The following is a 12,714-nucleotide window of genomic DNA, read 5'->3' on the forward strand; positions in this document are numbered from 1 at the left end:
TTTCGTTCCTCACATCCGGAAGACGCCGAAGCGGTCGGTTCCGGCGACTTCTCCGGAGTGGATCGCGGACAGGCTGAGGCCCAGCACCGTCCGGGTGTCGCGGGGGTCGATGACGCCGTCGTCGTAGAGCATCCCGGACAGGAACGCCGGCAACGACTCCTTCTCGATCTGGTCGGAGATCATCGTCTTGAGACCGTCGATGGTCTCGGTGTCCATCTCCTCACCACGGGCGGCGGAGGCCGCCGCGGCCACGGAGGTCACGACGTCGGCGAGCTGCTGGGCCCCCATGACGGCGGACTTGGAGCTGGGCCAGGTGTAGAGGAACCGCGGGTCGAAGGCGCGGCCGCACATGCCGTAGTGGCCGGCACCGTAGGAGGCGGCGGTGATCAACGACAGGTGGGGGACCTCGGAGTTGGAGACAGCGTTGATCATCATCGCACCGTGCTTGATGATGCCGCCGCGCTCGTACTCGGACCCCACCATGTAACCGGTGGTGTTGTGCATGAACACCAGCGGGGTGTCGTAGCGGTTGGCCAACTCGATGAACTGGGTGGCCTTCTGCGCCTCCTCGCTGAACAGCACGCCGCGGGCGTTGGCGATGATGCCCACCGGGTAGCCGTGGATCTCGGCCCACCCGGTCACCAGACTCGCGCCGTAGAGCGGCTTGAACTCGTCGAAGTCGGAGCCGTCCACGACGCGGGCGATGATCTCGCGGGGGTCGAAGGGGATCTTGAGGTCCTCGGGGACGATGCCGAGCAGGTCCTCGTTGCCGTACAGGGGCTCGATGACCTCGGCTCGCGGGGTGCGTCCGGACTTCGACCAGTTCAGCCGGCGGACGATGCCGCGTGTGATGCGCGCGGCGTCGGCCTCGTCGCGGGCGAAGTGGTCCGCGAGGCCGGAGACCCGCGCGTGCATCTCGGCACCGCCGAGAGTCTCCTCGTCGGCGATCTCGCCGGTGGCGGCCTTGACCAGCGGCGGACCGGCGAGGAACACCTTCGAGCGCTCCTCGATCATCACGACGTGGTCACTCATGCCCGGCACGTACGCGCCGCCGGCGGTGGAGTTGCCGTAGACCACGGCGATGGTGGGGATGCCGGCCTTCGACAGGCGCGTGAGATCGCGGAAGAGCGCACCTCCGGGGATGAACACCTCCTTCTGCGTGGGCAGGTCGGCGCCACCGGATTCGACGAGGCTGATCACCGGGAGCCGGTTCTTCATGGCCACGTCGTTGAGGCGGAGGATCTTGCGCAGCGTCCACGGGTTGGACGTCCCGCCCTTGACCGTGGGGTCGTTGGCGATGACCAGGCACTCCACGCCCTCGACCACCCCGATCCCGGCGACCACGGAGGCGCCGGTCTGGAAGTCGGAGCCCCACGCGGCGAGCGCGCACAGCTCCAGGAACGGGGACTCCCGGTCGAGGATCATGTCGATCCGCTCCCGGGCGGTGAACTTGCCGCGGTCGCGGTGACGCGCGACCTTGCGCTCACCACCGCCGGCGAGGGCGGGTTCGAGGTCGGCGGTGAGCTGCTCGAGCTTGCTCTCCATCACCTCTCTGGCGGCGCCGAACTCGGCGCTGGTGGTGTCGAGCGTGGAACGCAGGATGGTCATGCGGTGTACCCCAAACGTCGTCCGGCGAGGGTGGTCAGGATCTCGGTGGTGCCTCCGCCGATTCCGAGGAGACGGACGTCGCGGAACTGGCGGCTCACCTCGGACTCGGCCATGTAGCCGAGCCCGCCGAAGAGTTGGACCGCCTGGTTGGCGACCCATTCGGCGCACTCCACGGCGGTGTTCTTGGCAAAGCAGACCTCGGCGATCGCGTCGTGTCCGGACACGGCCAGGTCCACGCAGTGGTGCGTGTAGGTGCGGGCGAGGTCGATGCGGCGGGCCATCTCGGTGACCGTGTTCTGCACGGCCTGCCGGGACAGCAGTGGCCGGCCGAAGGTCTCGCGCTCCCGGACCCATCCCAACGTCAGGTCCAGGCAGCGCTGGGCCTGGGAGTATCCCTGGCAGGCCAGCGCGGCACGCTCGCCGACGAATCCGATCGCGATCTGTGCGAAGCCGTCGTTCTCCGCACCGACGAGGTTCTCCGCCGGCACCCGGCAGTCGGTGAAGGTGAGCTCGGCGGTGTCGGAGGCACGCCACCCCAGCTTGTCGAGTGGCGCCGAGATGTGGAAGCCCGGGGTGTCCGTCGGGATCACCAGGAGGCTGACGCCGGCCGCTCCCTTGAGCTCCGCGCCGCCGGTGCGGACCGCGGTGACGACGTAGTCCGCGCGGGTCGCGGAGGTGATGTAGGTCTTGGCGCCGTTGACGACATAGTGGTCGCCGTCGCGCCGTGCGCTGGTGGTCAGGTGCCCGACGTCCGAACCGCCACCGGGTTCGGTGATGGCCAGGGAGCCGATCATCTCGCCGGCGAGTGTGGGCTTGACCCAGCGCTCGATCTGGTCCGGTCGCCCGGACTGGGCCAGGTGCGGGGTGGCGATGCCACAGGTGAACAGCGAGGCGAACACACCGCCGGACACACCGGCCTCGTGCAGTGCCTCGCACACGACCAGGGAGTCGCGCATGTCGCCGCCCCCGCCGCCGACCTCCTCGGGGAACGAGACCCCGAGCAGGCCCAGTTCGCCCGCCTTGCGGTGCAGTTCGCGGGGAATCGACCCCGCCGCCTCCCATTCGTGCAGGTGGGGCAGTATCTCGCGCTCGGCGAACCGGGTCGTGGTCTCGCGCAGGGCGAGACTCTCGTCGGAGTACCAGGGATCCCCCGGTACATGGGGCGGGACGGCGGGGGCCGTACTGCGTGGGACGGCGGGGGCCGTACTGCGTGCGTTGGTCACGCGTTCTCCTCGGCATGGGTCCCGGCGGCGCTGGCCGGGGCGGGTACGGGTGCGGTGATGTGGTCGGGGACGTCGACGACGCGGGAGCGCAGCCACTCGGCCAGGCCCTTGGCCTGGGGATCCCAGCGGTAGCCGTGGGCGACGCCCTTGCCGAGCAGCCCGTCGACGACGAAGTTCACCGCGTGCAGGCGGGGCAGCTCGTAGCGCTCGATCGGCAGGTCGGCGGTCTCCGGCAGCAGTCGACGGAGTTCGTCGACGGTCAGGGTGTCGAGCATCCAGCGATAGGCCTCGTCGTCACCGGCCCACAGTCCGATGTTCGCGGTGCCGCCCTTGTCGCCGGAGCGCGCGCCGAGGACGTCGCCCAGGGGGCGAGGGGTGGAGGAGCCGGTGGCGGGGGTGGACGCCGGCAGCGGGGCGCCGTCCGCGTCGAGTCCGTCGGAAGCGTGGCCGTCGCCCATCTCCGCCCTGGACTCCGGGGGCGCGATGTCCACCCGGTTCCCGTCGGGGAGCACCGCGACGTGCGGCACCTTTTCCTGCTCGAGGTACGCGGGGATGTACACGCCATACGGGCCGCCGCGACCGGGGGGCGCGCTGGGGGTTGCACCTGGGTAGCTGGCCAGGATCATGGCCACCGCGGCGTCGGAGAACGCCCGGCCCACCACGTCGGAGTCCGGATCCCAGGCGACGACGGTCAGCAGGGCGGTCGCCGCGGCCTGGGTGTCGGCGTCCGCGTGGTCCGTGCGGCTCAGGCGGAAGTCGATCTCCGCCGGGCGGGTGGCGAGGCCGGCCAGGAACTGGCGCTCGACCAGTGCGGCCTTGTCCTCGATGTCCAGCCCGGTGAGCAGGAACGTGACCTCGTTGCGGAAGCCACCGAGGCACGTCACCGACACCTTGGTGGTGGTGGGGGCGGTCTCGCCCCGCACACCGGAGATGCGGACGCGGTCGGGGCCCTCCTGCTCGAGGCGGGCGGTGTCGAGACGGGTGACGACGTCGGGCCCGCCGTAGCGCGCGCCGGTGACCTCGTAGAGGAGCTGCGAGGTGACCGTGCCGACCGTGACCGCTCCCCCGGTCCCGGCGTGCTTGGTGATGACCGAACTGCCGTCGGCGGAGATCTCGGCGATCGGGAATCCGGGAGTGACGGGATCGGCGATCTCTCCGCGGTTGAAGAACGAGTAGTTGCCGCCGGTGGCCTGCGTGCCGCACTCGATGACGTGCCCGGCGGCGGTGGCGCCGGCCAACGCGTCGAGGTCGGAGCGGGTCCAGCCGAAGTGGCTGATCGCGGGTCCGACTATCACAGAGGCGTCGGTGACCCGGCCGGTGACCACGACGTCGGCCCCGGCGTCGAGGCAGCGGGCGATCCCGAACGCACCCAGGTAGGCGTTGGCGGTGACCGGGAAGCCTGCGTCGTCCGGGACGTCGAGCTCGCCGATCCGGGCGATGAGGTCGTCGCCCTCGACATGCGCGACCCTCGGCGACAGGCCGAGACGCGAGCCCAGGTCACGCACCGCGTCGGCCAGGCTCGCGGGGTTGACCCCGCCCGCGTTGGCCACGATCGTGACGTTCTTCTCCAGCGCGAGTCCGAGGCAGTCCTCGAGCTGACGCAGGAAGGTCTTGGCGTACCCGAGATCGGCGCTCTTCATCCGGTCGCGGCCGAGGATGAGCATGGTCAGCTCGGCCAGGTAGTCACCGGTGAGGACGTCGAGCTCGCCACCCTCGAGCATCTCGCGCATCGCGGAGATGCGGTCGCCGTAGAAACCGGACATGTTGCCGACGCGGAGCGGAGGCACCGTCGACTCCGAGCCGACGGACTCAGCGCCGACTCGCAGCGGCGCGGGGTCGGTGGACGACGCGGGGGTGGACGCGGTCATGCCCGTGCTCCCTTCTCACGGCCGCCGCCGGGGAGTCCGGCGAAGGCCTGGGCGATGCGCAGCCAGCCCAGCGCGTCCTCGCCGACCGCCTCGAGGGCGGTGTCATCGAGGTGGACGCGCTGCGTGACCAGCAGACAGAAGTCGAGGATCGGGCCCGTGACACGCTGCTCGGCGTCGGCGGGGCCGAACTCGAGGATCGTGCCGTCGGCCAGGGTGAGAGCGACGTGGACCTCGGAGGCGGGGGCCTCGAGCCCGTTCATCAGGTAGGCGAAGCCGCGGGTCTTGACGCCCAGGCGGGCCACGTGCGGCAGCGCCGAGACGAAGGCCGGATCGACGTCCACGGAGGTACCGACGGCGTCGGCGACGTCGATGCCGTGTGCCCAGGTCTCCATGATCCGCGCGGTGGTCATGGACTTGGACCGCATCGGCGGGCCGAACCACGGGATCTGGTCGCCCGGATCCGCGGCCTTGAGAGCGTCCGCGAGTGCTCCCCTGGCCAGGCGCCAGCGGGCCAGGACCTCGTCGCGGCCGGTGGCGGCGATCTCGGCGGCTCCGGCGTCGACGAATCCGGTCGGGTCCGCCATGGCCTTCTCGACGACCGCCTGGAAGGCGTCCGGGTCCGTGACGGCGGTGACGGAGACCTCGTCGGTCCAGGCCAGATGGGCGATCTGCATACCGACATCCCAGCCCGCGGCCGGGGTGTCCAGGTTCCAGGCGTCGGGACCGGCGGTCTCGACGAGGTCGTCTACTCGGGCACTGAGCGCGGCCAGGACCGCGTGCGGGTCCTCCGTCGCCGAGGGCTGGTTGCTCGTCTGCATGGCACCAGACTCCCACCCGGCCATAAATAAAGCAAGCATGCTTGCTTGCTTGCTTTATCTCGACCGATTTGCGAGTGTGATCGAGCGGTGATCCCGGTCACATCAGGACGCGGGACGCCCCGACCCCTCTTGGAGACATCGTGCGCCTGGACCTCACCGGAATGGACCCCGTCGACCACGCCCTGGCCCGCCGCTGCTCGGTGGGCGACGTGCCCACCCGAGCGGCGGCCACCTTCTCGCGCCGGACGGCGGTCACGGACGACGCGGGCTCGTGGACGTACGCAGAACTCGAGTCCGTCGCCAACCGGATGGCGCACGGGCTCGTGGAGCTGGGGATCGAGGAGGAGGAACCGGTGTCGATCCTGTCGACCAACTGTCGCGAGTTCGTGGCGGCGTACTTCGGCACCGCCAAGGCCGGGATGGTCTCGCTGCCCATCAACCTCCTGTCCGGGCTGGACAACATCGCGCACGCCCTGACCGACTCCGGTACGCGCGTCCTGCTGGTCCACCGCTCACTCGCGGAATTGGTGATGGGGGCGGTCGCGGCCATCCCTGCGATCCGCACCGTCGTCGTCATCGGGGGTGTCCCGGACGGACTGGAGGCCGGGAACGACGGTCCCGCACTGATCGGGTGGGACGATCTGCTCTCGGCGGACGACTCCGACCCGGACACCGTGATCGCCGACCGCCAGGTGGTGCAGTGCCTCTACTCCTCCGGCACCACCTCGCGCCCGAAGGGTGTGCTGACCTCCCATCTCGCGGTGACCATGGCGGGGTTGGGCAACGCCGCGGTCTTCGGTCTGGCCTGGGGCGCGCAGGGTTCGGTGACCGTCTGCCCACTCCCCCTGTTCCACACCGCCGCCCTCAACGGTGTCCTGGTCCCCTCCATCACCATGGGCGCGACGGTCCACCTCCTTCCCGGGTTCGACCCCGCGCAGTACGCCGACACCGTCGCCAGGGTCCGGGCCACCCACCTCGTCGGCCTCCCACTCATGCTGGAGGCGCTCGCCGACGGCACGGACCGCGGTCTCGACTACTCGTCGATCGAGGTCCTGCTGTACGCCATGGCACCGATGTCCGACGCGATGCGCAGACGGCTCGAGGCCGCGTTGCCGCACGCCAGGATCGTCCTGGGCTCCGGCATGAGTGAGTGCACACCGGCCACCGTGATGCAGTGGCCCGAGCTCAACCCCGACAAATCGGACTCGTGGGGATACCCCACGCCGATCGCCCAGAACCGGATCTGCGAGCCGGGCGGCGACCAACTCCTGGACGCCGACACCGACGGCGAGATCGCCTACCGCGGCCCCACGGTGATGGAGGGGTACTGGAACAACCCGGAGGCCAACGCCGAGGCGTTCGTGGGCGGCCACCTGCACTCCGGCGACCTGGGGCGGATCGATTCCGAGGGCGTGGTGTGGTTCACCGACCGGGTCAAGGACATCGTCAAGTCCGGCGGGGAGAACGTGAGCTCGCTCCACGTCGAGCGGGTCCTCCTCGACCACCCGCACGTCGCCGAGGTCGCGTGCGTGGGCCGGCCGGACCCGACGTGGGGCGAACTCGTGACCGCCGTGGTGGTTCCCGCCGGGGGTGCACCTTCCGACGCCGAGCTGATCGACTCCGTCAAGGAGTTCGGCGCCGACCGGCTCCCCTCCTCGCACCGCCCGCGCTACGTCGTGATCACCGACTCCATCCCGCGCACCGCCACGGGCAAGATCCGGAAGGTGGAGCTGCGCGGGAGGACGTGACCGGAGCTCAGCGGTCGAGTCGAACGCTCAGGGACCGACCTCGAGCAACTCACCCGGGATCCCCAGGCGGGCCGAGGCGAGGTCCGACCCCAGTCCGGCGACGACCTCGGAGCCGCGCGGGGGGCGGGCCACGAGGTTGACGGCCCGGAGGTTGGGCAGCAGATAGAGGTGGGTCTCCATGCCCTCGAGGTCCGGCAGGAGTTCGCGGAAGCGGTCCACGGTGAGCTCGCCGGCCAGCCAGGCGAACGCGGAATCGTCCCAGGTCCACACCGCGATATTGACCCCGCGACCGACGACTCCCCGATGCACGCTGGCGACCGAGCCCAGCACGGACGTGACCGGGACCCCGCCGGGAACCGCGCCCGGCGTCCACGGGGTGGGGAGCTCACCGGGGCCGACGTCGGCGGTCTCCACCGGGACCGGCACGGTGACCCGCTCGCCGCCGGGGAGGACCACGGCGTGCCCGGCCTCCTCCTGCGCCAGGGCGCGGGCGATACGCCGGGGACGCCCGGGGCCCCTGGCCATGCCCACCACCGCCACGACCGGTGGCGCCGGTTCGCCCCGGGCACCGCTCATGCGGACCCGGTCGGTGCCCTCCTGGGCCAGCCGGACGGAGTCGAGACGCAGGACCACGTCGGGAGCCGCGTACCGGGCTCCCGCGACCCCGTCGAGGAGCTGGTCGGTGACGGTCCCCACGGTGACGGACCCGAACGCCGAGGGATGGCGCGTGACGACCGCCGAGCCGTCTGCCGCGATCTCGGCGATCGGATAGCCACCGGTCACCGGGTCGGTCGTGCGGGTGACGTCGGTGGAGGAGTCGACCACGCCCGTCGCACCCGGGCCGCCGGAGAGCACGTGACCCACCGCCACGGAACCGGCGAGTGCGTCCAGGGCCGAGGCGGTCCACCCGTGATGAGCCGCCGCGGCGCCCGTGACCAGCGCCTCGCGGCTGACGCGACCGGTGACGACGACGTTCGCGCCCGCAGCGAGCGTACGTGCGATCCCGAACGCCCCGTGACGAACGGTCGCGACGTCGACCTCACCGAGGCCGAGCGCGGCGGCACGATCGGTGACGACACCCGAGTCGACCGATGCCACCGACAGCTCGACACCGGCCTCGGCGGCCATGGAGCGCAGGGACGCGGCCAATCCGCCCGGATCGAGGGCGCCGGCGTTGGTGACGATCCGCACGCCCGCATCGCCGATCAGATCGAGGCATTCCCCCAACTGGACGAGCAACGCGCGTTCGTGGCCCGGCCCTCCCGCCGAACTCTGTTCGGCGAGCTCGAGCACGGCCTCGTCCGAGAGCATGTCCACCGCGAGGACGTCCAAGGACGCGGCCGCGAGGAACTCCGCGGTCGCGGTGGCACGGTCGGTCCGCGAGGCGGAGACGTTGCCGATACGCAGCGGGCTCTGGGTGCTCGTCATCGATCCTGCGGCTCCTTCTCGATCGGGGCGTCCACCGTCCCCAGCATGCTCCCCGTGTCGACCGGGCGGGCGTGGAACGCGAACGCTTCCCCGAGCATATGCGCAGTGTCGCCCGCGGCCGATCGGCCCTCGACGCGGTGGAGGATCCGGGGGCCACCCTCGTGGGCGGGGTCGATCCCTCTCACCGACATCGGTCTCGCTCGTCGTCCCGGACACGCGGGGTCGGTACCGATAGACTCACCTGACCCATCGCCCGCCGTGTCCTCCAGGAGTGAGCCGTGCCCCCCAGGACCGCCCCGATCCCCGACCGCATCGACCAGGCCCGCGCCAACTGGGAGCGCGAGGGATGGACCGACGCGGCACAGGGGATGACCGTCGTGACCTCGGTGATGCGTGCGCACCAGATCCTGTTGGCGCGGGTGGAGGAGACACTGCGGCCGTGGAACCTGTCGTTCCCCCGCTACGAGCTCCTCCGGTTGCTGGCCTTCTCGCGGTCCGGCGCACTTCCCATCACCAAGGCCTCCGAGCGGCTGCAGGTGCACGTCACCAGCGTCACCAGCGCCATGAAGCGTCTCCTGGACGCCGGACTCGTGGAGCGTCGTCCCCACCCCACCGACGGCCGTACGACCCTGGTGGAGATCACCGCCGAGGGCAGGCGGGTGGTCTCCGAGGCCACCGCCGCGCTCAACGCCGGCGTGTTCTCCGATCCGGGGATGGACCAGTCCGACCAGCTGGCGTTGATCGAGGCCATCTCCTCACTACGCCAGACCGCCGGCGACTTCTGACGACCGCGCTCCACCGGCCGGGCGCCGCCCACCGTTCCCGGGTCGCTCCGGGCCCCTACGGACACAGCACCGCGCCCGGCCCCCTCTCGGGTGGGGCCGGGCGCGGCTGTTCGTGGGATGGAACCGTGTGACGGTGGGTGACGCGAGAGCGTCAGGACCGGGTCACGGCACCTCGGAGGCGAAGGCGTCGGACTTCGCGACGTCCTCGGTATCGGCATGCATCACGTTCTTGCTCGATTCCTTCATGAGCAGGATGCAGATGAACGACATCACGGACAGCGCACAGAGCATGATCCCGACACCGAGCGTGTTCCCGTCGCCGATCATCTTGGCGGCGGCCAGCGGCGGCAGTGCGCCACCGAGGATGCCGGCGAGGTTGTAGCCGAGTCCGGCACCGGTGTAGCGGTAGCGGGACTGGAACAACTCGGGCAGCAGCGCGCCGGCCGGACCGTAGGCGATACCGAAGATGATCAGCGTGACGAACAGGACCAACCCGAACGCGAAGGTCGAACCGGTGTCCAGGATCGGGAAGATGAACATCGTCCACAGAACCGCCAGCCCGACCGAGGTGCCGATGACCTTCCGGCGACCGATGCGATCCGAGAACAGCGCCGACAGCGCGATGGCGGCACCGAAGACGAGTGCGGCGATCATGCCCATGCCGAGGACGAACGGGCGCGAGTGTCCGAGGGTCCCGGTGGCGTAGCTCGTCAGGAACGAGGTGCCCATGTAGAAGAGGGAGAACAGCGAGGTGAGCGCGCCACCGGCGATGAGGATCTCCTTCCACTGATAACGGAGAGCGTCCGCGAACGGGAGCGTCTTGGGGGCCGGGGCCCTGTTCGCGGCCTTGTCCGCGGCCAGCGTCGCGGCGGCCTCCCTGGCGTCGCGCTCCTGGTTCTGGCGGAAGACCGGGGTCTCCTCGACAGTGAGACGGATCCACAGGCCGACCAGGACGAGGACGGCGGAGAGCAGGAACGGGATGCGCCAGCCGTACTGAATGAACGGGCTGTTGACGTCCGCACCGGAACCCGCGATGAGGGAGAACAGCAGGAACGTGCCCGAGGACAGGAAGAACGCGAAGGCTACGCCCAGCTGTGGCCACATGCCCATCATCCCGCGCTTGCCCTGCGGCGCGTACTCGGCCGTGAGGAGGGTCGCACCAGCCCACTCCCCACCGACGGCAAAGCCCTGGAAGAAGCGGCACATGACGAGCAGGATCGGCGCCCAGATCCCGATACCGCCCTCGAAGACACCGAACGCCCCGGTCTCATAACCGGGTAGCAGGCCGATGAACACGGTCGCCACGCCCATGATGATGAGCGTCCACACGAGCGTGTTCTTGCGGCCGATCCGGTCACCGAAGTGACCGAAGATCGCCGCGCCGACGGGACGAGCGAAGAAGGCGACGGCGAACGTCGCGAACGAGGACAGCGTCGCTGCCGCGGGTTCCTGGCCCGGGAAGAACAGGGTCGGGAAGACCAGTGCGGCAGCGGTGCCGTAGATGAAGAAGTCGTACCACTCGATCGTGGTGCCGATCGAGGACGCCGCGGCGACCTTCTTCAGCGAGGTCTTGGGCTTGACCGGTGCAACTGTTGAGGACCGCGGTGCCGCGTCCCCCGGTGGGGTGTTCATGGACTGCGTCAAGACAAACTCCAGTCTTGTCAGGTTCGCCGGGTATCGGACCTCCGGCGAGGCGGGTGATCGCCGACGCATCAACGTCGATTGGAGCAAACAGTATGTGATGGCCACCACACTCGGTACACCCGAAAGTAGAGGGGTCGTGATCCGGGCCACACCCGCGGAGGCCGCGGAGGACCGGATGCCCGGAACCCCCGTCACTCCTAGGGTGTCGGTCGAGAACGCACCCCCGAGCCAGTGGGAGACACAGATGACGTCCAGCAACGGCCAGATGCTCCGCGACCAGTCCCTCGAGTTCCTGCGATCCGGTTACCTGTTCGCCTCCCGCATCCGGCAGCGCGCCGGGGTTCCCTCCGTCTCGCAGGTCCCCGTCCGACTGCGGCTCATGGGCCGGCCCGCGCTGCTCATCCGCGGCACCGAGGCGGTGCGCGATTTCTACGACTCCGAGAAGTTCTCTCGTGAGGGGGCGATGCCGGCGTTCATCCGACTGCCCCTGTTCGGCGGCGGCGCAGTCCACGGACTCGACGGACACGCGCACGCCGTGCGCAAGAACGCACTCGCCGACATGGCATACGACGACGACCGGGTCGCGGGGTTCGCGGAGATCGTCGCGGAGGAACTCGAGACCATGTCGGCCGGCTGGGAGCGCCGCGGGACGGGGACCGAACTGCACCGAACCCGCCTGCGGGGCACCAGGGCCCCGGTCGGATCGATCAGAGCAGGACGCCGAGCAGGCGGGCGCGCGCCACGGACTCCATCCGCGACCGCGTGCCCAGCTTGATACCGATGTTCCGCAGGTACGCCTTGATCGTCTCGGGGGACAGGGACAGGCGGGCACCCACCTCGGCGTTGGAACAGCCGAGGGCCACCTGGGCGAGGACATCGATCTCCCGCGGGGACAGGACCGACTGCGCCGGGACCGCGTCCCCTCCCGCCTCGGGAGTCCGGCCCACCCCCGCCAGCGCCGAGCCGGCGGCCAGGAGCCTGTCACGCAGGGCGGGGTCACCGAGTTCTGCGGCGATGGCCCGCAGCTCCCCGTGGAGGGCGCGCAGCTGTTCGCGGTCCGTCGTCTCGAGGCCCACGCTGTGCTCGGCCGCGGCGAGGTCCGACATCCGCAGCCGACGGTCCACCTCGTCACGGACCTCGAACTCCGCGGCCAGATCGGTCGCGGCGGAGACGAACGACTTGGACACCTGGTCCCCGAGTTGGGTGGCCATTCGCACCGAGCCGTACAGGATCGTCCGTGCCACCCCCGAGACCATGACCGGCACCGAGATGATCGCCCTCAGACCCTCGCGCTCGACCGCGTGGGCGTAGTCGCGGGTGATGTTGGAGCAGTCCTCGTAGTCGCGGACCATCGCCGGACGACCCGAGGCCATGACGTGACCGCCGAGCCCCCGACCCTTGGCCACGGCGAGCCCCTGCATCGAGTCGGTGCGGGCACCGATGAAGCGGGTCAACCTGGCCGTCTCGCCGTCGGCCTCACCGGCGAAGGCGATCGGGATTCCGGTCTCGCTCCGAACCTTGCGAAGCGCACTGAGGACTGCGTCTGAATCCTTGGGTCGAAGGGTGGACATGGCGATCTCCCGAGAGTGGAG

11 protein-coding genes are annotated in these 12,714 nt (G+C 70.2%); 3 read left to right on the plus strand and 8 right to left on the minus strand.

The features are described from left to right. Positions 1–9: 9 nt before the first annotated feature. From NJE57_RS14770 to NJE57_RS14785, 4 genes are all read right to left on the minus strand, one after another. Positions 10–1,608 carry an acyl-CoA carboxylase subunit beta gene (locus NJE57_RS14770; RefSeq protein ID WP_319029275.1) on the minus strand — a complete coding sequence of 533 codons (1,599 nt, stop codon included), beginning with the start codon at positions 1,606–1,608 and terminating at the stop codon, positions 10–12. Further along, entirely contained in the window at positions 1,605–2,831 is a 1,227-nt protein-coding gene (locus NJE57_RS14775) for an acyl-CoA dehydrogenase family protein (RefSeq protein WP_319029276.1), read from the minus strand. Before NJE57_RS14775 ends, NJE57_RS14770 begins: the two co-directional genes overlap by 4 nt. Beyond that, a complete protein-coding gene (locus NJE57_RS14780; protein ID WP_319029354.1) occupies positions 2,828–4,594 on the minus strand; it encodes an acyclic terpene utilization AtuA family protein in 1,767 nt (588 codons plus the stop codon). The genes NJE57_RS14775 and NJE57_RS14780 overlap by 4 nt, the downstream gene beginning before the upstream one ends. Positions 4,595–4,695: 101 nt before the next feature. After that, on the minus strand, positions 4,696–5,517 hold the full coding sequence (locus NJE57_RS14785; protein WP_319029277.1) for a TIGR03084 family metal-binding protein: 822 nt from the start codon (positions 5,515–5,517) through the stop codon (positions 4,696–4,698). 140 nt (positions 5,518–5,657) lie between these two features. On the opposite strand from NJE57_RS14785, the gene NJE57_RS14790 reads away from it, so the two are divergent. Continuing rightward, positions 5,658–7,265 carry a class I adenylate-forming enzyme family protein gene (locus NJE57_RS14790; RefSeq protein ID WP_319029278.1) on the plus strand — a complete coding sequence of 536 codons (1,608 nt, stop codon included), beginning with the start codon at positions 5,658–5,660 and terminating at the stop codon, positions 7,263–7,265. 27 nt (positions 7,266–7,292) lie between these two features. Here the strand turns inward: NJE57_RS14790 and NJE57_RS14795 are convergent, their stop codons facing one another. Further along, positions 7,293–8,693, minus strand: coding sequence for an acyclic terpene utilization AtuA family protein (locus tag NJE57_RS14795; protein WP_319029279.1), 1,401 nt, complete (start codon positions 8,691–8,693; stop codon positions 7,293–7,295). Beyond that, entirely contained in the window at positions 8,690–8,884 is a 195-nt protein-coding gene (locus tag NJE57_RS14800; RefSeq protein ID WP_319029280.1) for a hypothetical protein, read from the minus strand. The genes NJE57_RS14795 and NJE57_RS14800 overlap by 4 nt, the downstream gene beginning before the upstream one ends. 87 nt (positions 8,885–8,971) lie before the next feature. Between NJE57_RS14800 and NJE57_RS14805 the strand changes: the two genes are divergently transcribed. Next, positions 8,972–9,478, plus strand: a complete 507-nt coding sequence (locus NJE57_RS14805; protein WP_319029281.1) for a MarR family transcriptional regulator — start codon at positions 8,972–8,974, stop codon at positions 9,476–9,478. Positions 9,479–9,640: 162 nt separating this feature from the next. On the opposite strand, the gene NJE57_RS14810 is transcribed toward NJE57_RS14805, so the two are convergent. Beyond that, entirely contained in the window at positions 9,641–11,110 is a 1,470-nt protein-coding gene (locus NJE57_RS14810; protein ID WP_319029282.1) for an MFS transporter, read from the minus strand. Between the two features lie 256 nt (positions 11,111–11,366). Here NJE57_RS14810 and NJE57_RS14815 point away from each other — a divergent pair, with 256 nt between their 5' ends. Next, entirely contained in the window at positions 11,367–11,897 is a 531-nt protein-coding gene (locus tag NJE57_RS14815) for a hypothetical protein (protein WP_319029283.1), read from the plus strand. Here the strand turns inward: NJE57_RS14815 and NJE57_RS14820 are convergent. Beyond that, positions 11,830–12,693, minus strand: a complete 864-nt coding sequence (locus NJE57_RS14820; protein ID WP_319029284.1) for a LuxR C-terminal-related transcriptional regulator — start codon at positions 12,691–12,693, stop codon at positions 11,830–11,832. The genes NJE57_RS14815 and NJE57_RS14820 overlap by 68 nt on opposite strands. Between the last annotated feature and the right edge of the window lie 21 nt (positions 12,694–12,714).

The sequence above is a fragment of the Dietzia sp. PP-33 genome, from assembly GCF_033790845.1.
Taxonomy (GTDB): domain Bacteria; phylum Actinomycetota; class Actinomycetes; order Mycobacteriales; family Mycobacteriaceae; genus Dietzia.